This is a genomic window from Allobosea sp. TBD101 (assembly GCF_059817965.1).
The window spans coordinates 536,376-556,733 of the sequence record NZ_CM187543.1 but is presented as its reverse complement, the minus strand read 5'-3'; the positions used below and the strand labels follow the sequence as shown (position 1 = coordinate 556,733).

Below are 20,358 nucleotides of genomic sequence, written 5' to 3'. Positions count from 1 at the left end.
GTTCACAGAAACGCGGGTCATCCCGGACGCAGCGGAGCGGAGATCCGGGATCCATGCCTGAACCTTCAGTCGGCAGCGCTCCGGCATGGATCCCGGGTCAAGCCCGGGATGACGGCGTGGTTCCGAGTCAGGGCAACTCGGCTCAGCCTTCGAGAAACTGCATCCGGTGCAGCCGGGCATAGGCGCCGTCGCGCGCCAGCAACTCGTCATGGCTGCCGGTCTCGACGACCTTGCCCTCGTCCATGACGACGATCATGTCGGCCTCGCGGATGGTGGAAAGCCGGTGCGCGATGACGATGGTCGTGCGCCCCTTCATCAGCGACGCCAAAGCTTGCTGGACCAGCCGCTCGGATTCGGTGTCGAGCGCGCTCGTCGCCTCGTCGAGCAGCAGGATCGGCGCGTTCTTCAGGATCGCGCGGGCGATCGCGACCCGCTGGCGCTCGCCGCCCGAGAGCTTGTGGCCGCGCTCGCCGACGGGGGCGTCGTAGCCGCCCGGCATCGCCATGATGAAGTCATGCGCGGCGGCAGCCTTCGCCGCGGCGACGATCTCCTCCTCCGAGGCTTCCGGCCGCCCGAAGGCGATATTGGCGCGCACACTGTCGTCGAACAGCACGACATCCTGGCTGACCACGCCGACCTGCCGGCGCAGGCTCCTCAGCGTGACGTTGCGCAGGTCCTGACCGTCGATCTCGATGCGGCCCTCGGTCGGGTCGTAGAGGCGCGGCACCAGCGCGAGCAGCGTCGACTTGCCCGAGCCCGAGCGGCCGACCAGAGCCATCGTCTTGCCGCCTTGCGCAACGAGATCGATGCCCTCCAGCGCGCGCTGATCCTCGCGATAGCGGAAGCGCAGATGGCGGAAGGCGACCTCGCCGGCCCCGACCGCAAGCGGCTTCGCATCCGGCCGGTCCAGCACCTGCGGCTTCTCGTCCATCAGCGCGTAGTAGCGCTTCAGCGAGGCCCCGGCCTCCTGGACGATGGCGTTGAGATTGCCGAGCGAGCGCATCGGCTGCGCCGCAAGCAACAGCGCCGAGACATAGCCGGTGAAATCGCCGACCGTCGAATTGCCGGATGTGATGCGGACGCCGATCGCGGCGAGAACGCCCGCGACCGCGATGCCGCCGCCGACCTCGAGCAGCGGGTCGAGCCGCCCGCGCGCATTGGCCGCCTTCATCTTCAGCGCCCGGATCGCCTCGAAGGCATTGGCGGCGCGGTCCTTCAGATAGGGTTCGAGCCGATCGGTCTTGGCGACGCGGGCGCCCTGCAGGCTCTCGGTGACGAGATTGGCCATCAGGCCGGTCTGTTCCTGCTGGGAACTGGCCATGCGCCTGAGCTTGCGGCCGATCCGGCCGATCGGATGGGCGATCACCGGCGCGATCAGGAGCACGACCAGCGTCATCTGCCAGTCGATCCAGATCAGCGCGCCCACCAGCGCGATGGCGGTGACCACGTCGCGGATCGCGATGTTGACGATGCGGGTCAGCGCTTCCTTGACGAAGGTGAAGTCCGTGGTGAAGCGCTGTGTGAGCGAGGCTGGGTTCTCACGCTGAAGCTGGGCGAGGTCCGCATCGATCAGATGGCCATAGAGCGCCGTCTGCATGTTCGCCTCGATGCGGCTGACGACCTTGTTGGTCATCACCGTCTGGGCGAGCAGCGAGAAGCCCTTGATCGCGGTGACGATCACGACGACGGTCGCGACCGCGTTGATGACGCCGATCTCATAGCCGATCGACTTCGAGACCAGCCGCTCCATGCGCCGGACGAAGCCGGTCGATTCGGCCATCAGCGGATCGGCGAAGGCGTCGAACGCCGCCTTGATCAGCAGCGGATAGAAGCTCGTGGTCACCGCGATGACCACGACGAGGCCGAGAATCATCAGCATTTGCGGGAGATAGGAGCTGATCTGCTCGCGCCAGACACGGGCAAAGAGCGCGAGGGTATCGTCGGTGACGCGGCCGATCTTCATGCCGGGGGCCTATCATGGCCGCCCCGCAAGCGCCACTGGCGCATGCCCGGGCGCGAAAGAGGGGCCTTGCTACGGACACGAAGCTGTCTTCCCATGGCCACAACCGACTCAGGAGACCTCATGCCGCTTTCCCCGCCGGCCCAGCCCGGCCAGAGCTTCGCCGAGATCGAAACCCCCGCCCTCGTGCTCGATCTCGACGCGTTCGAGCGCAATCTCGTCGCCATGGCGGCCTTCACCCAGGCCCATGGCATCCGGCTCCGGCCCCACGCCAAGTCGCATAAAAGCCCGGAGATCGCGCTCCGCCAGATCGCCCATGGCGCGGTCGGGCAGTGCTGCCAGAAGGTCGGTGAAGCCGAGGTGCTGGTCGCGGGCGGCGTCGGCGACGTTCTGGTCACCAACGAGATCGTTGGAGCGGCCAAGCTGGATCGTCTCGCCCGCCTTGCCCGTACCGCGAAGATCGGCCTCTGCGTCGACCATCCCGACGGTGTGCGCGAGGCGGCGGAAGCGGCGGCGCGCAACGACGTGACGCTCGATGTCTATGTCGAGATCGATGTCGGCGGCCGGCGCTGCGGCGCCGCCCCAGGCGAGGCCGCCGTGCGGCTGGCGGAGGCGATCGCGCGCTCCAACACGCTGCGTTTCGCCGGCATCCACGCCTATCACGGCTCCGCGCAGCACATGCGCTCGATCGACGAACGGCGCGAGGCGATCGAGCGCGCCGGGCTCGCCGCCCGCAACACGGTCGAACGGCTCAAGCACCACGGCCTGCCCTGCGAGGTCGTCACCGGCGCCGGCACCGGCACCCACGAACTGGAGACCCAGTCCGGCATCTGGAACGAGATCCAGCCGGGTTCCTACATCTTCATGGATGCCGATTACGCCCGCAACCGGCAGGCCGACGGCACGCCGTTCCGCAGCTTCGAGCACGCGCTCTTCGTCCTCGCCGGCGTGATGAGCAAGCCGGTGCCGGATCGTGCCGTGGTCGACGCCGGCCACAAGGCTGCGGCGGTCGATTCCGGCATGCCCGTGCCCTTCCGCCGCGAGGGGTTGATCTACACGAAACCCTCGGACGAGCACGGCGTCCTGACCGGCGATCCGGTCGCGGTGCCGCATCGCGGCGACCGCCTGCTGCTGATCCCCGGCCATTGCGACCCGACGGTCAACCTGCACGACTGGTATGTCTGCGTCCGCGGCCTGCACGGGCCCGACGCCCATGTCGAGGCCCTCTGGCCGGTCGCTGCACGCGGTGCCCTGACCTGAACGGACGATGCTCGCCGAGCTTGTCCTGAGCCTGGCCACACCGGCCACGCGGATGACCCGCCGGCTTGGCCTCGTCGGGGAGAGCATCGCGCTCTGGGCACGCGGCAACCGGCAGCACCGGGCCTGGAATCCACATCACGAGCGCTGTCGCGCCGTGGTGACAGGGGTCGTGGCAGAGCTGCCGCGGCACCGGAAGGTCGTGGTCCTTGGCTCGGGCTTGTTGCGCGACATCCCGCTCGACCTGCTCTGCCGGCGATTCGAGCAGATTCTGCTGGTCGATGCCGTCCACCTGCCGCAGATCCGGTTGCGCATGCGCTTCCGGCCCAAGGTCACGCTCCTGACCCGCGACCTCACCGGCCTCATGGGCTGGCTTGCCGAAGAAGAGGGCGAACGTATCGATCCGCTGGCCGACCTGATCGCCGACCCGGCCGTCGATCTCGTCATCTCCGCCAATCTGATGTCGCAGCTCGCCTGGCCGGTCGAGGACTGGCTGGACGATCATCCCGCTCGTGCGGGGCAGCTCCCGGCCGACCTGCCTGCGCAATGCGTAGCCTGGCATCTCGCGGACCTCCGCCGCTTCCCCGGCCGTGTCGTCTTGCTCAGCGATGTCGAGATGATCGAGCGTGACCGGGCGGGCGCGGTCACCGACCGCTTCGACCTGACGCGCGGCGTCGCGCTACCCGCGCCGGATGAGAGCTGGGATTGGCCGGTCGCGCCCTTCGGCGAGGCCGAGCGCGACCGCGAAAGCATCCATCGGGTCGGCGCCTGGCGGGATTTCCGCTGAGGCGCCGGCTTGGCCTTACGGCCGCCAGCCGGTCTCCTCGACCGGAGCGTTCTCGCGCTCCTCATCGCGGCGGGCCTCCTCGACGATGGCGAAGAGCGCGCGCAGCGCCGCATCGACGCCCTCGCCCGACGCCGCCGAGAGGATGATCGGCATGCGCTTCGCTGCCCGCTTCAGGCGCGCGACCTGCTCCTTGAGCACTTCCGGCGTCAGCGCATCGACCTTGGAGAGCGCGACGATCTCCGGCTTCTCGGCCAGTCCCTCGCCATAGGCCTCCAGCTCCTCGCGCACGGTCTTGTAGGCCTTGCCGGCGTGCTCGCTGGTGCCTTCGACCAGATGCAGCAGCACGCGGCAGCGCTCGATATGGCCGAGGAAGCGATCGCCCAGGCCATGGCCCTCATGCGCACCCTCGATCAGGCCGGGAATATCGGCCAGCACCATCTCGCGCCCGTCGACGCGCACGACGCCAAGGCCGGGATGCAGCGTGGTGAACGGATAATCGGCGATCTTCGGCTTCGCCGCCGTGACGGTGGCGAGAAAGGTCGACTTGCCGGCATTGGGCAAACCCACAAGACCGGCATCGGCGATCAGCTTCAACCGCAACCAGACCCAGCGCTCCTCGCCCGGCAGGCCGGGATTGGCATGGCGCGGCGCCTGGTTGGTCGCGGTCTTGAAATAGGCGTTGCCGAAGCCGCCATTGCCGCCCTTGCACAAAACGAAGCGCTGACCGGGCTCGGTCAGGTCGGCGACCTTGGTCTCGCCGTCCTCTTCGAGGATCTCGGTGCCCGGCGGCACCTTGAGCACGATCGCCGGCGAGTTCGCGCCATGGCGATCCTTGCCCATGCCGTGCTCGCCGGTCCTGGCCTTGAAATGCTGCTGGAAGCGGAAATCGATCAGCGTGTTCAGCCCCTGCACGCATTCGATGACGATGTCGCCGCCGCGCCCGCCGTCGCCGCCATTCGGTCCGCCGAACTCGATGAATTTTTCGCGGCGGAAGGAGACGCAGCCGGCGCCGCCGTCACCCGCCTTCACATAGATCTTGGCCTGGTCGAGGAATTTCATGCTGTTTCACTAGTGATGAGCGGAGGAAAGGGCAATGGACCGGATCACGCCGCGAGCCGGAAAGCGCTCATCTCCTCGCGCAGGGAATCGGCGAAGCGCTGGGCCGCCAGCCCCGGGCGCGGGGCCATGATCAGCCCGACCGTGAGTTCGAACAGCGGGGGCAGTCCCTCGGCCGCGCCGAGCCGGCGCAGCGACGGTGGAACGGCGCTCTCCGTGATCGCGGTGACGCAGAAGCCGCCCTCCACCGCCGAGAGTACGCCCGATGTATGCGAGCAGGAAAAGACCAGCCGATAAGCCCGCCCCGCGCTGCTCAGCGCTCCGAGGACCCGCGAGCGCGCCCGGCAACCCTCCGAGAACAGGGCGAGCGGCAGCGTTTCCTGCAATTCCGGCCGGTGGCCACGCGCCGCGACCCAGATCATCGGCTCGCGCCGGAGCACCTCGCCCATCGGACGGCTCGGGTCCTGCGAGACCACCGCGAGATCGAGATCGCCGGCCTTCAGCGCCGGCTCGATCTTCTTCGAGAGATCGCAGACGACTTCGAGCTCGACCTTGGGATGCTCCACGGCGAAACGCGCGATCAATGGCCTGAGATAGGCGTCCATGTAGTCGTCGGGAACGCCGATGCGCAGGCGCCCCGTCGGCGTCTCGCCGGCGAGGTCAGCCAGGGCCTCGCGCTCGACCGCGAGCAGGCGCCGCGCATGGGCGATCAGACGCTCGCCGGCATCGGTCGGCGTGACGCCGCGGCGCGAGCGCTCCAGCAGCTTGTGGCCGAGCTGGTTCTCCAGATCCTGGATGCGGACCGAGATTGCCGACTGCGTCCGGCCCAGCCGGGCGCTCGCAGCGGTGAAGCCGCCGGTCTCCGCAACGGCCACCAGCATGCCGAGCGCGGCGAGGTCGAAATGAGCGGTCATGACGTGCCTCCTTGGGACGCGCGAGATCGATCGGTTTTAAGAATGGTTAAATCAGAATAATCCGTTTTTCCGATTGAAGGAAGCGGCCTATATCGTCGACCGAACGAAACCGGGCAGACCGCGCCGTCGCGGCCGAAGCTGGCTTCACCTTTTGTCAGAAGACGCCATGTCCGCCCCTGCCATTCCCGTCCGGCCCGCATCGCCCGCGCTGGCGATGTTCCTCGCGCTGCTCACCGGCGCGACCTGCATCGGCTTTTCCGGCATTTTCGTGCGCCTCGCCGATGTCGGCCCGGCCGCCGCCGGCTTCTGGCGCATGCTCTTCGCGCTGCCGGTGCTGGTCGCCTGGACGGCGCTGGAACAGCGCAGGCCGACGGGCGAAAAGATCGGCCGCGGCGCCTTCATCGCGGTGGCGCTGGCCGGCCTGACCTTCGGCATCGACGTCACACTCTATAACGCCGCACTTGGCCATACGACCATCGCCAACGCCTCGCTGCTCGGCAATCTCTCGCCGGTCGGCGTCGTGCTCGGCGGCTGGCTCCTGCTCGGCGACAAGCCCTCGCGCCGCATCCTCGGCGCGCTGATGCTCGCGGTCGCGGGCGCGATCCTGTTGGTGCTGCCGAAATTCATCGGCGCCGGGCAGGTCACCGGCAATCTCTTCGGCGACGGCCTCGCCTTCGGTGCCGCCCTCTCCTACGCCGCCTATATCCTGGCAGTACGCCGCGCCCGTGACGGCGCCGGCGCCGGCTATGTCAGCCTCGTCTCCAGCGTTATCTGCGCGGTGTTCTGCCTCGTGGCCGCGCTAGCGCTGGGTGAGCAGGTCATTCCAGCGAGCCTTCAGGGCTGGTTTGCGGTCGCGGCGCTCGGCCTCGTCTCGCATGCGCTCGGCCAGGGCCTGATCACGCTCTCGCTCGGCAGCTATGGCGCCGGCGCCGCCTCGCTCGTCATGGTCTGGCCGGCTCTGGTCAGCGTGCTCGCCGCCTGGGCGCTCTTCGGCGAGCAGCCGACCCCGGTCCAGGCCTTCGGCGGCGTCGCCATTCTCGCCGCCGTGCTGCTGGTCCGGCGCGGCTGAGCACCCCGTCAGGCTGCAATCTTGACGCCGTAATGCAGGATTATGGTCCCGTTCTTCAGGGGACGGGCCGCGATCAGCGCATATTTCCGCTTCTCGGCGTTCTGCTTGAACAGCGGCGTGCCCTGCCCGATCGTGACCGGCGCGACCGCGATCATGACCTCGTCGACGAGGCCGGCCGCCAGCAGCGATTCTGTCAGCTCGGCGCTGCCGAAGACATAGATGTCCTTGCCGGCTTCGGCTTTCCGGCGCGTGATCTCCCCGGCGATATCGGCGGTCACCGTCGTGTTGTTCCAGTCGGAGCCGGTGAGGCTGCGTGAGGCTACGAGCTTCGGCAGGGCGTTCATGAAGACCTTGGTCTCACCCTCCTCCTCCGCCGAGGTCCAATAGGCCTTCATCCCCTCATAGGTGACGCGGCCGAAGACGAGCAGCCCGGCCTTGCGGCCGAAATCGCTGCTCAGCTCGGACAGCTCGTCGCCCCAGGCATCTCCGTGGAAGCCGAGATCCCACTTCTCCTGGCCCTCGAAGAACCCGTCCAGCGTCATCAGATTCCAGACGATCACCTTGGCCATCGCATCCTCCTGATAGGTTTGACCAAAACCAGTTTCGATTTGCAATCAGTTGCTGGGTAGCGAAGCCGATCCTATATTGCAAGCGGTTTTGGAGACGAGCATGCGCGAGACCGGCCGTTCGGGCTGTCCGATCAATCTGACGCTTGAAATCCTGGGGGATCGCTGGAGCCTGATCGTGCTCCGCGACATCATGTTCGGCAATCGCCGCCATTTCCGCGAGATGCTGGCGAAATCGGACGAGGGCATCGCCTCGAACATCCTCGCCGACCGTCTGAAGCGCCTCGTCGAGAAGGGCCTGCTCTCGCGCCGCGACGACGCCACGCACAAGCAGAAGGCGATCTACAGCCTGACCGAGATGGGCATCGCGCTCGTCCCCGTCTTCGCCGCGATGGGCGAATGGGGCCGCCACTTCCTGCCGGTGACCGAGGAACTCTCGATCCGCGCCGAACTCCTCGGCGAAGGCGGCCCGGCGCTCTGGGAGCGCTTCATGCAGGAGCTGCGGCATCTCCATCTGGATGCGCCCAAGCCCGAGCAATCCGTGCTCGGCGAGCTGACGCAGGCCTATCGCGACGCGCTGGCGCGGCGTCAGGCCATGGCCGGCTGAGGCCTAACCGAACTTATCCCCGTCTGCCGTAGCGGCATCACACTGGGACTCCGTCCAGGAGTCCCAGTGTGATGCCGATCCTCCATCGCCCCAATGCCGATCACGAGCTGCGCGCCGCACGGCTCCGTCTGTTGCGGCTGCGCGACGAGCTTTGCCTGATCCGGCGCGATCATTGTCGCCGCAAGTATAACCCGGACCAGCCTCGCGTCCCCTCCGGCAATGCCGGTGGCGGGCAATGGACCAGTGGTGCCGGGGGCAGCGGGGGCGGAGGCTTCGGTGGCGGCGCAGGTGGAGGAGATCCCCTTTCTCCCGATGGCAGCTCGCTGGATGCCGATACCGGCTGGTCCTCGCTCGGCGAGGGCTGGAACGAGGATGGCTCCATCTTCGAGCAGACCGTCACGGACGGCGAGGGCACGACGATCCGGTCGGAATACGCCGCCTCGCGCGAAGCCGGCTTCGACGAACGCCAGACCGTCATCGACCGCGATGGCAACAAGACCAGCTTCGAGACGGCCGGCAACGTCCAGTCGATCTATGACGGCGGCCCCGACGGTGATCTCGTCGCTCGCACAACTTGGACTCAGTCCGGCCCCGAGCCCGACGCGACGATTCAGCCGGCCTTTGCGCCACTCTTGGCTGCGCCAACGATCCTCCTCGGCGGCGCGATCCTCTTCAACTGGCAATCACCACTCAACGGCAGCGACGGTCAGCAGGCCGTCATGGGCTTCAATGCTCGCGACTATCAGCTCGGAGACGGTACAAGCGGCAAGCTCGATCTCAGCTTTTCCGGGCGTATAACCGAGGAGCAGGCTGAACTGGCTTGCCGGCGCTTGCCCGATGTCAGGGAACTGGCCGATCGCGCCGCCAACGCTGCAGGCTCTCCTGACCTCTACCCGTCGCCAACCGTTTATGGCACGGATGTCCACACGCGCTTCGCGCGATACGTCAAAGACCTGAACGACCTTAAATTCCAAGCTGAACGCTCATTTCTCAAAGAACGCATGGAGAGCGTCAATAGCCAGCAGGTGCCCTATGGGTATCCGCGGTCGATCCGTGTCGACGCCTATGAATACCGGGATGATGGCACACTTTGCGTCTACGATCTCAAAACCGGCAAGGCCGGTTTGTCCGACCGGCGCGCTGATATTCTGGCGAATGCCGTAAAGTTGGGATTCGGTCCGGTTCGACGGATCATTGTCATGGAGGTAAGGCCGAGACAATGACGACCAAAAAGCAGATCAAGACGCTGTTCGACCGACTAGTAGCTCGCAATGACGATCTGATCGTAAAAAATCATTACGTCTTCAAGGTACCCTACCTCATGCTGAGGCCGGTGCGGCATGTCTCTTGTTCTATCTCGATCGATCGCACGTCACGGGCCGATGATCCGAATTTTTTTTGGCATGTCGGGCATTGCTTCAGACCTTTCGGCTCGCTGGGAGGTCTCGCTGCCGAATGGTTCTTTCTGCCCCGCGGCAAGCCGAGCCGGTGGTCGGAAGCTGGTTTCATCGAAACGGTAGTCGAGGAGATCGAGACGAATATTCTGCCCATGCTGCGCCGTGTGCAGACCATCGAAGACATGTTTCGAATCGAGGGGGTGCCACGGTCTCATGAATATGACGGCTGGTTAAATCACCATGAGCCGTATCAGATTCAGATACTTGCAGCTTTGGGCCGCTTCGAGGAGGCCACGGCTATCTACGAGCGGATCAAGGACTGGCACCTGCGCATGACTTCATGGCCGCGCGCCGACTACGAGAAAGCTTCGGAACTTGGCGCGTTGATCGCCGATGGAGACCGTGCCGGAGTCGCCTCCCTCCTCCACGGATGGGAAGGCGACTTCGTTGCCCGCAACGGCCTCGAAGACATCTACGAACGCACACCCTTCCCGCTCGAACTCCAGCCCTGACGCCTCACTCCGCCGCCATGCGCGGCGGCGCCGGCTTCGACATCGCTTCCGCCGTCGCGATCGCGGGCGCCGCGTGCTCGTCGATCGGCTCCCACTGGCTCTCGTCTTCGGCCTTGCCGAAGAAGCGGCCGAAGAGCCAGCCCGTCCCCCGCGAGAGATCGTCCATCACCATGTAGAAGGACGGCACGAAGACGAGCGAGAGCACGGTCGAGACGATCAGGCCGCCGATCACCGCGATCGCCATCGGCGCGCGGAACTCGCCGCCGTCGCCGACGCCATAGGCCGAAGGCAGCATGCCCGCCGCCATCGCGATCGTGGTCATCAGGATCGGCCTTGCCCGCTTGCGGCCGGCCTCGATCAGCGCCGTGAAGCGGTCCTTGCCGCGCCCGACCTCCTCCACCGCAAAATCGACCAGCATGATCGCGTTCTTGGTGACGATGCCCATCAGCATGAGCAGGCCGATATAGACCGGCATCGAGACGGCGTTGTTGGTGGCCAGGAGCGCGATCACCACGCCGCCGAAGGAGAGCGGCAGCGAAAGCAGGATCGTGATCGGCTGGAAGACCGAGCCGAACAGCAGGATCAACACCGCCAGCACCAGCATCAGGCCGGTCGTCATCGCGGTGATGAAGCCCTGCACGACCTCGCCCTGGATCTCGGCATCACCGGTCGCGGCGATCCAGACGCCATCCGGCAGGCCGACCTCCCTGACGATCTCCTGGAACTTGTCCTGGGCCGTGCCGAGCTCGAAGCCGCGCTTGAGGTCGGCGCCGATCTGCGCGCGGCGGACACGGTCATAGCGGTCGATCGAGCTCGGCCCTTCGCCGAAGCCGATCTCGGCGACGGCCGTCAGCGGGATCGAGACGCCGTTCGTATTGGTCACGCGCAAAGCCGCGATATTGCGCATGTCGGTGCGGGCGGCCTCGTCGAGCTGGACGCGGATCGGCACCAGCCGGTCGCCCGCGTTGAACTTGGCGAGGTTCGGCCCGACATCGCCGATCGTGGCGACGCGCACGGCTTCAGAGATCGCCTCGGGCGTGACGCCGAGATTGGCCGCCTCCTCCAGCTTCGGCGTGACACGCAACTCCGGCCGGCTCAGCGAGCCCGCCGTCGCGACATTGAGATAGCCGTCGACCTGGCGCATCCGCGCCTCGATCTTGGCGACGGCCGCATCGAGCGCCTCGCCATCCTTCGACAGGATCGAGAAGGCCATCTCGCGTTCGCCGCGCTCGTTGACATACCAGGCGCGCACATCCGGCACGCTGGCGAGCTTCGCGGCGATCGTAACCTTGAGTTCCTTCTGGGCGATATCGCGCTCGGCCTTGGGCTTGAGCAGGATGAAGACCGCGGCGCGGCGCACCTCGCGCTGGCCGGTCGGCGACGCCCCGCCGAGCACGAAGACGTCGCGCACCTCGGGAATCGTCTTCAGGACATCGACGAGCTTGTCGGTGGTGACGCGGGTGTCTTCCAGCGTCGAGCCGGGCGGCAACTCCACCGAGGCGACGACGCGCGAGGTATCCTCGTCCGGGATGAAACCAGTCGGCAGCATCTGCGTCGCCTGGATCGAGCCGATCAGGAATAGGAAGCCGATCACCAGCGTCGCATAGGCCGTGTTGAACGGCATGCTGCGCCAGCGCCCGGTGCCGTCGAAGCGCGGGAAGAACGGGATGCGCCGCTTCTTCAGCGTGCCCTTCAGCAGGCCGACATAGCCGCGCATGACCCAGCCGTCCTTGGGATCGGCATGGTCGACCGGCTTCATCAAATAGGCCGCCATCATCGGCGTGATCAGGCGCGCGACCAGGAGCGAGAACAGCACAGCAACCGCAACGGTCAGGCCGAACTGCCGGAAATACTGGCCGGCGACGCCGCCCATGAAGGAGACCGGCGCGAAGATCGCGACGATGGTCAGCGTGATCGCGATGACCGCGAGACCGATCTCGTCGGCCGCTTCCATCGCGGCGCGATAGGGCGATTTGCCCATCTTCATGTGCCGAACGATGTTCTCGATCTCGACGATGGCGTCGTCGACGAGGATGCCCGTCACCAGCGTGATGCCGAGCAGGCTGACGAGGTTGAGCGAGAAACCCATCAGCTCCATCGCCCAGAAGGTGGGGATGGCCGAGAGCGGCAGCGCCACCGCCGTGATCAGCGTCGCCCGCCAGTTGCGCAGGAACAGGAAGACGACGAGGACCGCGAGGCCGGCGCCTTCCAGCAGCGTTTCCATCGCGGCCTTGTAGTTGCCGTAGGTATAGGCGACGGCGTCGTCGATCGGCGTGATCTTGATGTCGGGGAAGCGCTTGTTCAGCTCCGCCACGCGCTGCGCCACGACATCCTTGACCGACAATTCGCTCGAGCCCTTCGAGCGGAACACCGCGAAGGTCACAACCGGGCTCTTGTTCAGGCGACCGAAGGCGCGCGGCTCGGAATTCGAGTCCTCGACGCGACCGAGCTCCTTCAGGCGGACCTCGCGCCCGCCGGAGAGCGTGATCTTGGTCTCGGCCAAGTCCGCAACGGTCCGCGCACCGGCGAGCGTGCGGATCGCCTGCTCCTGCCCGCCGACCTCGCCGCGCCCGCCGGCCAGATCGACATTGGTCGCGCGGATCTGGCGATTGACCTCACCCGCGGTGATGCCGAGCGCGAGCAGGCGATCGGGGTCGAGCGAGATGCGGATCTCGCGATCGACGCCGCCATAGCGCTCGACGCGGCCGACACCCTTCAGCCCCTGCAATTCGCGCGCGACGACATCGTCGACATGCCAGGAGAGCTGTTCCAGCGTCATGCCGGCCGAGGCCGCGCCATAGGTCAGAATCGACTGGCCCTCGACATCGATGCGCTGGATGATCGGCTCGTCGATGGTGCGCGGCAGCTCCGCCCTGATCTTGGCGATGGCGTCCTTGACGTCGTTGACGGCGCGGTCGGTGTTGGTTTCGAGTCGGAACTCGATCAGCGTCAGCGACTGGCCGTCGGTCAGGGTCGAGGTGACATGCTTCACCCCGGTGATGTTGGCGACCGTATCCTCGACGCGCTTGCTGACCTGGCTCTCCAGCTCGGCCGGCGCCGCGCCAGACTGCGTCACGGTGACCGAGACGAGCGGCACGTCGATATTCGGGAAGCGCGTGACCGGCAGCTTCGAGAAGGCAAGCAGCCCGAGCACGCAGAGCACGACGAAGAGCAGGATGGCCGGAACCGGCTTCCGGATCGACCAGGCGGAGAAATTGACGTTCATGCTTTTGCCCGTCAGTTCGTCGCGACCGGCGTGACGATGTCGCCGTCACGCACGAAGGTTCCGGCACGCGCCACGACCGTCTCGCCCTCGGCAATGCCGCTCACGATTTCGGCGCGGCCATGGCCGACGAGCCCGAGCGTCACCGGCTTGGTGGTGACCTTGCCGTCCTTGACGGACTGAACGGTCGCGCCGGCCCGGTTATAGGTGATGGCCGAAAGCGGCAGGGTAACAGCGCGCTTGCGGCCGGTCTCGATGATCCCGCGCGCGAAGGAGCCGATGGCCACCGGCGGATTGCCGTCGAGCGCGACAAGGACACGGCCGAGCCGCGACGCCTTGTCGACCTCCGGCATGATCAGGCGGATCGTACCCGCCAGCGCGTCGTTGGCACCGGCCGGGGTCACCTCGACGCCCTGCCCGAGCTTGAGCTTGGGAAGCTCGACCTCGGCAACCTGCGCTTCGAGCTCGACCGCGCCGTCGGCGATGATCCGAAACAGCGGATCGGTCTGCGGCAGCACGCTCGCCATCGCGCCAAGCCGCGCCGTGCGTCGGCTGACGACGCCGGCACGCGACGCCTTGATCTCGGTGCGCGCCAGTTTCACCGCGATATCCTTGCCCTGTGCCTGGGCCAAGGCGAGGTCCGCACTGGCGATCGCCAGCGCTTGCCGGGCCGAGTTGGCGCGTGCTTGTCCGGAACGGGCAGCGGCGGCCCGCTGGTCAAACGTCTCGACACTGGTGTTGCCGCTCTCGCGCAGGGCCTTGGTCCGGTCGAAGGCATTGTTGGCCTGGACGAGATTGGCGTCGGCCTCTGCGATCTGGGCTCTGGCCTGCGCCATCAGCGCCTCGGCGCGCGCAATCTGCGCGTCGTTCTGCGCCTTCTGGACATCGAGCGTCACACGGCTCAAACGGGCCAGAACCTGCCCCTCCGCCACCTTGTCACCCTCCTGCGCCAGCAGCTCGATGATCGCGAGACCATCGACTTCCGGCGCGACCAGGATCTCATCGCGCGCGACGACCGAGCCGGAGACGACAACGCTCTGGACGATCTCGGTGGTCTGCGCCTGCGTCACCGAGACGGACGGTCCGGCCGCGGCTGGTGCGGCCTGCCCGGCGGTCTGCGCCTGCAACGGCAACGGCATCGTCAGCAGGGCGAGAGCGATCATCGCATTCAGCGGAACGATCGAACGAAGGGACATCGAAGAGAATCCTGTTGCGGCCATACGGTCGGACGGAAGCGGAGAAAGCCCGGCGGAAGCAGAGATCACGACTGCGTCTCCGTTTCGGGCAGGAGCATGGTCTGGGCGAGCTGGCGCATGCCGTCGAAGAGCGTGTCGGCCGCCGCGACGACATCGAAATTCGGGTCCATCGCCCGCCGGCAGAAGAAGCCGTCCGCCATCATCGAGATCGCCATCAGGAAGCGCCCCTCGTCGAGCCGCGGCGGCAATTCGCCATTGGACTTGGCCTCGCTGATCGCGGCGGCGAGACCTTGGATCACGGTGCCCTCGATATCCGCGCACATCCGCGCCATGCCCGGATTGCGCGCGGCCTCGGCCCAGATCTGCACGGCGATCACCGCCTTCTCGCGCGGCTGATCCACCAGATGCTTGCGGCCAAGCGCCTCGAGCTGGTCGAGCAGCGAGCCGTTATTCGGACAGAGCCTGCCGAAATCCTCGGCGATCAGGCTGCGATCGCGTTCGGTCATGCCCTCGATGATCGCGTCCTTCGAGGAGAAATAGCGATAGAGATTGCCTGGGCTCATGCCGGCCTCGGCCGCGACATCCTGCATCGTCGCCGCATGGAAACCGGCGCGCGCAAACACACGCTCGGCCGCGTCGAGGATGCGGATATGCCGTTCCGACAGGACGGACTCGGGCGACGAGGCGGGAACCACGGGTGACATTGGAACTCGAAACAATGAGAATGAATGTTCATTCTCATCTCAGATAAGGCGGCGAACGTCAAGCTGAACGCCCCTCGCGCCCTTGCCGCGGCGATAAGCAGATCGAAGATTGCCGGATGGTTGCCGCATGCCGGCGCAAAAATTGCTTGCTTCGTTCCGTCCGGAACCGCATGCTTGGGAGCGATCTGGCATGGCTTCGCGCGCTGTCGTTCCTAGACGTCACGCGCAAGCGACCTTGAAGTCCGTGATGAACGACCACGCCTTCCCCATGCGCCCGGCCCGCCGCACCCGCCCTACCTTTACCGCCCGCAAGCCAGACCCCGCGCCAAAGCCGGTGCTGGTCGTGCTGCATCAGGAGCATTCGACGCCCGGCCGCGTCGGCCGTCTGCTCCAGGCGCGCGGCCATGCGCTCGACATCCGCAGGCCGCGCTTCGGCGATTCCCTGCCACAGACCATGCGCGAGCACGCCGGCGCGGTGATCTTCGGCGGCCCGATGGGCGCGAACGATCCCGAAGACTTCATCAAGGCCGAGATCGACTGGATCGGCACCTGCCTGAAGGAGGATGCCGCCTTCCTCGGCATCTGCCTGGGCGCACAGATGCTGGCGAAGCATATGGGCGCGCGCGTCTATACCCATGGCGAGGGCCGGGCCGAGGTCGGCTATTATCCGCTCGCCGTCACCGATGCCGGCCATTCCCATGCAACGACGGCAGGCTTCACTTGGCCGAGCACGGTCTATCAATGGCATCGCGACGGCTTCGACTGCCCCAACGGAGCGGAATGCCTCGCGACCGGCGGGGATTTCCCGGTCCAGGCCATCCGCACCGGCAGCAAGGCCTATGGCGTCCAGTTCCACCCGGAGGTGACGCCAGCGATGATGTATCGCTGGTCGGTGCGCGGCTATGAGCGCACGCTGATGCCGGGCGCCCAGCTCGGCCATACCCATTTGCCCGGCTGGTTCCAGCATGACCCGGCGATCCGGCTCTGGCTCGACGCCTTTCTCGACCATTGGCTGAAGGAGCCGGCGGAAGCCGGAACAGCATCGCCTTGACCCGTACAGCTCTCGTCCTCGGCGCCGGCATGGTCGGCGTCTCCTGCGCGCTCGCGCTCCAGAAGCGCGGCATCGCGGTCACGCTGATCGACCGCAAGGCGCCCGGCCGCGAAACCTCTTATGGCAATGCCGGCGTGCTCGCCGCCTCCTCGATCCTGCCGCTCAACAACCCCTCGCTTTACGTCAAGATCACGAGCTATCTCGGCAACCGCCACCCGGCGCTGAACCTGAGCTGGGCTCGCGCTTTCAGCCGGCCGGCTTGGCTGCTGCGCTTCCTCTGGGAGGCACGGCCCTCGCAGGCGAAAGCCCGCATCGCCGCCTTGCAGGCGCTGACGGCGAGCACGGTCGAACGTCACCGCGCCCTGATGGCCGAGGCCGGCGTCTCGCACCGTCTGCGGGAGAATGGCACGCTCAAGCTCTGGCGCAGCGAGGCCGGCCATGACGCCGCCCAGGCTGAACATGATTTCCTGAAGAGCCATGGCATCGAGTCGCAGGTTCTCGACCGGCAGGGCATTTCCGGCATCGAGCCCGGCCTCAACCCGATCTTCCCGGCCGGGCTCCTGATCCCCTGCGTCGGCTCGGTCGATTCCCCCGGCGCCGTCACCGAAGCCTATGCAGCGCTCTTTGCCCAGCGTGGCGGCAGGATCGAGCAGGCCGCGATCACCGGCCTCGCCCGCAACGGCAATGGCTGGCGAGCCAGCAGCACTTCGGGCAGCTTCGACGCCGATATCGTGGTCGTCGCGCTCGGCCCCTGGAGCGGCGATCTGCTGAAGCCGCTCGGGATCGATCCGAAGCTCGATGTCGAGCGCGGCTATCACCGCCATCTCAAGCCGGAAGCCGGCACCGGCCTGTCGCGGCCGATCTACGATGTCGACGGCGCCTATTACATGGCGCCGATGGAGCAGGGCTTTCGCGTCACCAGCGGCGTCGACCTCTCCTTCCGCGATGCCCCCGACGAGCACCGCCAGATCGACGGCGCGACGGCGGCGGCGCGCGAAGCCTTTCCGCTCGGCGAGGTCGTCGGCGAAACCTGGCGCGGCGCCCGGCCGACCCTGCCGGATTCATTGCCGATGATCGGCGAAGCCCCCCGCAATCCCGGCCTCTGGCTCGCCTTCGGCAACCAGCATATCGGCTTCTCGACCGGCCCTATCACCGGCGAAATGATCGCCGCGATGGTCTGCGGGGAAAAGCCGCCGATCGATCCGACGCCGTTCCGGCCAGGGCGCTATATCCGCGGATGAAGCGTGTCATCCCGCACGCGCTGCGGCACGCAGTGCTGCTGCGCAGATGCGGGACCGCCCTCAGGACAACGCGCCTCTTCAACGAAAAGGCGCGCCCTCTGACGAGAACGCGCCCTTATCGGAAACCGGTCCCGTGTCTGCACCGCGGCATTGCATGCCGCAGCGCGCACGGGATGACGCCCTTCGTCAGACCTGACGGGCGACCATCATCTTCTTCACTTCCGCGATCGCCTTGGCCGGGTTCAGGCCCTTCGGGCAGGCATTCGCGCAGTTCATGATGGTGTGGCAGCGATAGAGCCGGAAGGGATCTTCCAGATTGTCGAGCCGGTCGCCGGTCGCCTCGTCGCGGCTATCGATCAGCCAACGATAGGCCTGCAGCAGCGCGGCCGGACCGAGATAGCGGTCGCCGTTCCACCAGTAACTCGGGCAGGAGGTCGAGCAGCAGGCGCAGAGGATGCACTCGTAGAGCCCATCGAGCTTCTCGCGATCGTCCTTGGCCTGGCGCCACTCCTTTTCGGGAGCGGGCGTCGTCGTCTTCAGCCAGGGCTCGATCGAGGCGTGCTGCGCGTAGAAGCGCGTCAGGTCCGGCACGAGGTCCTTGACCACGGGCATATGCGGCAGCGGGTAGATCGCGACCTTGCCCTTGGCCCCACACTCGTCGATGCCGGTGGTGCAGGCCAGACCGTTCTTGCCGTCCATATTCATGGCGCAGGAGCCGCAGATGCCCTCGCGGCAGGAGCGGCGGAAGGTCAGCGTCGGGTCGACCTTGTTCTTGATCCAGATCAGCGCGTCGAGAACCATCGGCCCGCAATCGTCGCGATCGACATAATAGGTGTCGGTGCGCGGATTCTCGGTATCGTCCGGGCTCCAGCGATAAACCTTGAACTCGGTCAGCTTCTTGGCGCCGGCCGGCTTCGGCCAGGCCTTGCCCTCGACGAGGCGGGAGTTCTTCGGGAGATTGAATTCAGCCATCGGAGTCCCTCAGTACACCCGTGCCTTGGGCTTGATGTACTCGATGTCGTTGGACATCGTGTAAGTGTGCACCGGCCGGTCATCGAGCGTGATCGTGCGCTTCTCGTCGTCGATCCAGGCGAGCGTGTGCTTCATCCAGTCCTTGTCGTCGCGGTTCGGATAATCCTCGCGGGCATGCGCCCCGCGGCTTTCCGGACGGTTCAGCGCCGAGTCCATGGTCACGACCGCCTGGGTGATCAGGTTGTCGAATTCCAGGGTCTCGATCAGGTCGGAGTTCCAGATCAGCGAGCGATCCTTCGTGCCGACATCGGTGATGCCGTTCCAGACCTCGTGGATGAGCTTGTGGCCCTCTTCCAGCGTGTCGCCCTCACGATAGACGGCGCAGTTGTTCTGCATCGTCCGCTGCATCCGGTCGCGCAGCACCGCGGTCGGCGTACCGCCCGAGGCGTTGCGGTACTTGTCGAGGCGGGTCAGCGCGAGATCGGACGAACCCTTCGGCAGCTCGGGCTGCTTCTCGCCCGCCGTCACCGTGTCGGCGCAGCGCAGGCCGGCCGCGCGGCCGAACACCACGAGGTCGATCAACGAGTTCGAGCCGAGGCGGTTGGCGCCATGCACGGAAACGCAGGCGGCCTCGCCGATCGCCATCAGGCCAGGCACCACCGTGTCCGGATCGCCGCCGACCTTGGTCAGCACTTCCCCGTGATAGTTCGTGGGGATGCCACCCATGTTGTAGTGCACGGTCGGCAGGACCGGGATCGGCTCGCGGGTCACGTCGACGCCGGCGAAGATCTTGGCGCTCTCCGAGATGCCGGGCAGGCGCTCGTGCAGGATCTTCGGGTCGAGATGGTCCAGATGCAGGTAGATGTGGTCCTTGTCCTTGCCGACACCGCGGCCGGCCCGGATCTCCATCGTCATCGAGCGCGAGACGACGTCGCGCGAGGCGAGGTCCTTCGCTGACGGGGCATAGCGCTCCATGAAGCGCTCGCCCTCGGAATTGGTGAGATAGCCGCCCTCGCCGCGCGCGCCCTCTGTGATCAGGCAGCCCGAACCGTAGATGCCCGTCGGGTGGAACTGCACGAACTCCATGTCCTGCAGCGGCAGGCCGGCGCGCAGCACCATGCCGCCGCCGTCGCCGGTGCAGGTATGGGCCGAGGTCGCCGAGAAATAGGCGCGGCCATAGCCGCCGGTCGCCAGGATGGTCTGCTGCGAACGGAAGCGGTGCAGCGTGCCGTCATCGAGCTTGAGCGCGATCACGCCACGGCAATGACCGTCCTCGTCCATGATCAGGTCGATGGCGAAATACTCGATGAAGAACTCGGTATTATAGCGCAGCGCCTGGCCGTAGAGCGTGTGCAGCATGGCGTGGCCGGTGCGATCGGCCGCGGCGCAGGTGCGCTGGGCCGGCGGGCCCTCGCCGAATTCGGTGGTCATGCCGCCGAAGGGGCGCTGGTAGATCTTGCCGTCCTCGGTGCGCGAGAAGGGCACGCCCCAATGCTCGAGCTCGTAGACGGCGGCCGGCGCATTGCGCACGAGATATTCGATGGCGTCCTGGTCGCCGAGCCAGTCCGATCCCTTCACGGTGTCGTACATGTGCCACTGCCAGGTATCCTTGCCCATGTTGCCGAGCGAGGCGGCAACGCCGCCCTGGGCCGCGACGGTGTGCGAGCGGGTCGGGAACACCTTCGAGATGCAGGCGGTGCGCAGGCCGGCCTGCGAGCAGCCGACGGTAGCACGAAGGCCCGCGCCGCCGGCGCCGACGACGACGACGTCGAAGGTATGATCGGTGATCGGATAGGCGGTGCCGGTATAGGCCGGGACCGGGCGGGACTTGGTGATCGCCATCGGA

Annotated in this window: 17 protein-coding genes; 8 read left to right on the top strand and 9 right to left on the bottom strand. The window is 66.6% G+C overall.

The window, feature by feature from the left end; all coding sequences use genetic code 11:
* Positions 1-142: 142 nt before the first annotated feature.
* Entirely contained in the window at positions 143-1,963 is a 1,821-nt protein-coding gene (locus AC6RIC_RS02675) for an ABC transporter ATP-binding protein (RefSeq protein ID WP_499734993.1), read from the bottom strand.
* Between the two features lie 120 nt (positions 1,964-2,083).
* Between AC6RIC_RS02675 and AC6RIC_RS02670 the strand changes: the two genes are divergently transcribed.
* Positions 2,084-3,220 carry a DSD1 family PLP-dependent enzyme gene (locus AC6RIC_RS02670; RefSeq protein WP_499734992.1) on the top strand — a complete coding sequence of 379 codons (1,137 nt, stop codon included), beginning with the start codon at positions 2,084-2,086 and terminating at the stop codon, positions 3,218-3,220.
* 7 nt (positions 3,221-3,227) lie between these two features.
* On the top strand, positions 3,228-4,004 hold the full coding sequence (locus tag AC6RIC_RS02665) for a hypothetical protein (RefSeq protein ID WP_499734991.1): 777 nt from the start codon (positions 3,228-3,230) through the stop codon (positions 4,002-4,004).
* 15 nt (positions 4,005-4,019) lie between these two features.
* Here AC6RIC_RS02665 and obgE read toward each other — a convergent pair whose 3' ends face one another.
* Together obgE and AC6RIC_RS02655 are read right to left on the bottom strand one after the other, a co-directional pair.
* A complete protein-coding gene (gene obgE / locus AC6RIC_RS02660) occupies positions 4,020-5,063 on the bottom strand; it encodes a GTPase ObgE (protein ID WP_454654545.1) in 1,044 nt (347 codons plus the stop codon).
* 44 nt (positions 5,064-5,107) lie between these two features.
* Positions 5,108-5,974 carry a LysR family transcriptional regulator gene (locus AC6RIC_RS02655; protein WP_454654543.1) on the bottom strand — a complete coding sequence of 289 codons (867 nt, stop codon included), beginning with the start codon at positions 5,972-5,974 and terminating at the stop codon, positions 5,108-5,110.
* Between the two features lie 166 nt (positions 5,975-6,140).
* Between AC6RIC_RS02655 and AC6RIC_RS02650 the strand changes: the two genes are divergently transcribed.
* A complete protein-coding gene (locus AC6RIC_RS02650; RefSeq protein ID WP_499734990.1) occupies positions 6,141-7,043 on the top strand; it encodes a DMT family transporter in 903 nt (300 codons plus the stop codon).
* Positions 7,044-7,051: 8 nt separating this feature from the next.
* Here AC6RIC_RS02650 and AC6RIC_RS02645 read toward each other — a convergent pair whose 3' ends face one another.
* Entirely contained in the window at positions 7,052-7,612 is a 561-nt protein-coding gene (locus AC6RIC_RS02645) for a dihydrofolate reductase family protein (protein WP_499734989.1), read from the bottom strand.
* 100 nt (positions 7,613-7,712) lie between these two features.
* Here AC6RIC_RS02645 and AC6RIC_RS02640 point away from each other — a divergent pair, with 100 nt between their 5' ends.
* The 3 genes from AC6RIC_RS02640 to AC6RIC_RS02630 all read left to right on the top strand — a co-directional run bounded on the left by AC6RIC_RS02640 (position 7,713) and on the right by AC6RIC_RS02630 (position 10,125).
* A complete protein-coding gene (locus AC6RIC_RS02640) occupies positions 7,713-8,216 on the top strand; it encodes a winged helix-turn-helix transcriptional regulator (protein ID WP_499734988.1) in 504 nt (167 codons plus the stop codon).
* Positions 8,217-8,287: 71 nt separating this feature from the next.
* On the top strand, positions 8,288-9,439 hold the full coding sequence (locus AC6RIC_RS02635) for a hypothetical protein (protein WP_499734987.1): 1,152 nt from the start codon (positions 8,288-8,290) through the stop codon (positions 9,437-9,439).
* Positions 9,436-10,125, top strand: coding sequence for a hypothetical protein (locus tag AC6RIC_RS02630; protein ID WP_499734986.1), 690 nt, complete (start codon positions 9,436-9,438; stop codon positions 10,123-10,125). Before AC6RIC_RS02635 ends, AC6RIC_RS02630 begins: the two co-directional genes overlap by 4 nt.
* Positions 10,126-10,129: 4 nt before the next feature.
* Here the strand turns inward: AC6RIC_RS02630 and AC6RIC_RS02625 are convergent, their stop codons facing one another.
* The 3 genes from AC6RIC_RS02625 to AC6RIC_RS02615 all read right to left on the bottom strand — a co-directional run bounded on the left by AC6RIC_RS02625 (position 10,130) and on the right by AC6RIC_RS02615 (position 15,248).
* A complete protein-coding gene (locus AC6RIC_RS02625; protein WP_499734985.1) occupies positions 10,130-13,351 on the bottom strand; it encodes an efflux RND transporter permease subunit in 3,222 nt (1,073 codons plus the stop codon).
* A gap of 11 nt (positions 13,352-13,362) precedes the next feature.
* Positions 13,363-14,544 (bottom strand): efflux RND transporter periplasmic adaptor subunit, encoded by a 1,182-nt coding sequence (locus tag AC6RIC_RS02620; RefSeq protein ID WP_499734984.1) that lies wholly within the window; start codon positions 14,542-14,544, stop codon positions 13,363-13,365.
* 65 nt (positions 14,545-14,609) lie between these two features.
* Positions 14,610-15,248, bottom strand: a complete 639-nt coding sequence (locus AC6RIC_RS02615; protein WP_454654534.1) for a TetR/AcrR family transcriptional regulator — start codon at positions 15,246-15,248, stop codon at positions 14,610-14,612.
* A gap of 268 nt (positions 15,249-15,516) precedes the next feature.
* On the opposite strand from AC6RIC_RS02615, the gene AC6RIC_RS02610 reads away from it, so the two are divergent.
* Together AC6RIC_RS02610 and AC6RIC_RS02605 are read left to right on the top strand one after the other, a co-directional pair.
* Positions 15,517-16,299, top strand: a complete 783-nt coding sequence (locus AC6RIC_RS02610; RefSeq protein ID WP_499736540.1) for a glutamine amidotransferase — start codon at positions 15,517-15,519, stop codon at positions 16,297-16,299.
* Positions 16,296-17,540, top strand: coding sequence for an NAD(P)/FAD-dependent oxidoreductase (locus tag AC6RIC_RS02605; RefSeq protein ID WP_499734983.1), 1,245 nt, complete (start codon positions 16,296-16,298; stop codon positions 17,538-17,540). Before AC6RIC_RS02610 ends, AC6RIC_RS02605 begins: the two co-directional genes overlap by 4 nt.
* A gap of 186 nt (positions 17,541-17,726) precedes the next feature.
* Here the strand turns inward: AC6RIC_RS02605 and AC6RIC_RS02600 are convergent, their stop codons facing one another.
* On the bottom strand, positions 17,727-18,512 hold the full coding sequence (locus AC6RIC_RS02600) for a succinate dehydrogenase iron-sulfur subunit (RefSeq protein ID WP_499734982.1): 786 nt from the start codon (positions 18,510-18,512) through the stop codon (positions 17,727-17,729).
* 9 nt (positions 18,513-18,521) lie between these two features.
* Positions 18,522-20,354 (bottom strand): succinate dehydrogenase flavoprotein subunit, encoded by a 1,833-nt coding sequence (sdhA, locus tag AC6RIC_RS02595; RefSeq protein WP_499734981.1) that lies wholly within the window; start codon positions 20,352-20,354, stop codon positions 18,522-18,524.
* Between the last annotated feature and the right edge of the window lie 4 nt (positions 20,355-20,358).

Coding starts and splice junctions, on each gene's coding strand:
- AC6RIC_RS02615 (WP_454654534.1), bottom strand. CDS start 15,248: ATGTCACCCGTGGTTCCCGCCTCGTCGCCCGAGTCCGTCCTGTCGGAA.
- AC6RIC_RS02635 (WP_499734987.1), top strand. CDS start 8,288: ATGCCGATCCTCCATCGCCCCAATGCCGATCACGAGCTGCGCGCCGCA.
- obgE (WP_454654545.1), bottom strand. CDS start 5,063: ATGAAATTCCTCGACCAGGCCAAGATCTATGTGAAGGCGGGTGACGGC.
- AC6RIC_RS02670 (WP_499734992.1), top strand. CDS start 2,084: ATGCCGCTTTCCCCGCCGGCCCAGCCCGGCCAGAGCTTCGCCGAGATC.
- AC6RIC_RS02675 (WP_499734993.1), bottom strand. CDS start 1,963: ATGAAGATCGGCCGCGTCACCGACGATACCCTCGCGCTCTTTGCCCGT.
- AC6RIC_RS02645 (WP_499734989.1), bottom strand. CDS start 7,612: ATGGCCAAGGTGATCGTCTGGAATCTGATGACGCTGGACGGGTTCTTC.
- AC6RIC_RS02655 (WP_454654543.1), bottom strand. CDS start 5,974: ATGACCGCTCATTTCGACCTCGCCGCGCTCGGCATGCTGGTGGCCGTT.
- AC6RIC_RS02600 (WP_499734982.1), bottom strand. CDS start 18,512: ATGGCTGAATTCAATCTCCCGAAGAACTCCCGCCTCGTCGAGGGCAAG.
- AC6RIC_RS02625 (WP_499734985.1), bottom strand. CDS start 13,351: ATGAACGTCAATTTCTCCGCCTGGTCGATCCGGAAGCCGGTTCCGGCC.
- AC6RIC_RS02620 (WP_499734984.1), bottom strand. CDS start 14,544: ATGTCCCTTCGTTCGATCGTTCCGCTGAATGCGATGATCGCTCTCGCC.
- AC6RIC_RS02610 (WP_499736540.1), top strand. CDS start 15,517: ATGCGCCCGGCCCGCCGCACCCGCCCTACCTTTACCGCCCGCAAGCCA.
- AC6RIC_RS02630 (WP_499734986.1), top strand. CDS start 9,436: ATGACGACCAAAAAGCAGATCAAGACGCTGTTCGACCGACTAGTAGCT.
- AC6RIC_RS02650 (WP_499734990.1), top strand. CDS start 6,141: ATGTCCGCCCCTGCCATTCCCGTCCGGCCCGCATCGCCCGCGCTGGCG.
- AC6RIC_RS02665 (WP_499734991.1), top strand. CDS start 3,228: ATGCTCGCCGAGCTTGTCCTGAGCCTGGCCACACCGGCCACGCGGATG.
- sdhA (WP_499734981.1), bottom strand. CDS start 20,354: ATGGCGATCACCAAGTCCCGCCCGGTCCCGGCCTATACCGGCACCGCC.
- AC6RIC_RS02640 (WP_499734988.1), top strand. CDS start 7,713: ATGCGCGAGACCGGCCGTTCGGGCTGTCCGATCAATCTGACGCTTGAA.